Source organism: Cyanobium sp. NIVA-CYA 375 (assembly GCF_056108345.1).
On record NZ_JBSYHW010000411.1, the window covers coordinates 1 to 564 of the forward strand.

1 protein-coding gene is annotated in these 564 nt (G+C 72.3%); it reads right to left on the reverse strand.

Annotated features, from left to right (window positions below; translation table 11 throughout):
• Window positions 1-380: MBL fold metallo-hydrolase (locus AC01FP_RS18865; protein ID WP_474482472.1), on the reverse strand; the 380-nt coding region annotated here is incomplete at its 3' end.
• Window positions 381-564: the final 184 nt, after the last annotated feature.

Below are 564 nucleotides of genomic sequence, written 5' to 3' on the forward strand. Positions count from 1 at the left end.
GCCATGCGCTGGTCGTCGAGCACGTAGGTCAGGCAGCCCGCGGTGTGGCCGGGGGTGGCGCGCACCTGCAGCTGGCGGCTGCCGAAGGCCACGGTGTCGCCGTCGGCGAGCGCTCGGTCCGCGCCGCTGGCGCCGGCCGCCGCCGCCAGCAGGATGCGGCTGCCCAGGCGCTGCCGGTGCAGCCAGGCCGCGGTGACGTGGTCGGCATGGACATGGGTGTCCAGCGTGGCCAGCAGGGTCAGGCCCAGCTCGCGCAGCAGCGCGGCGTCGCGGCCGGCCTGCTCGAACACCGGATCGATGAGCAGCGCCTCGCCCTGGTCGGCGAGCAGGTAGGTGTAGGTCGACGAAGTGGGGTCGAAGAGCTGGCGGAAGACGAACATGGCGGTGGGCGCTCCGTGCAGGGCCTTCGGGGCTTGGCTACGATCGCAAGCGCCTTCGCAGCTTCAGGAGAGAGGTGGATGTTCTCACCCCCGCATGGCACCCGCCGCCGGCAGGCCCTTGTTGCGCTGGCGGCCGTGGGCATCGTGCCACCGCTGCGTGGCTACTAGGCGCCACTTCCTATCC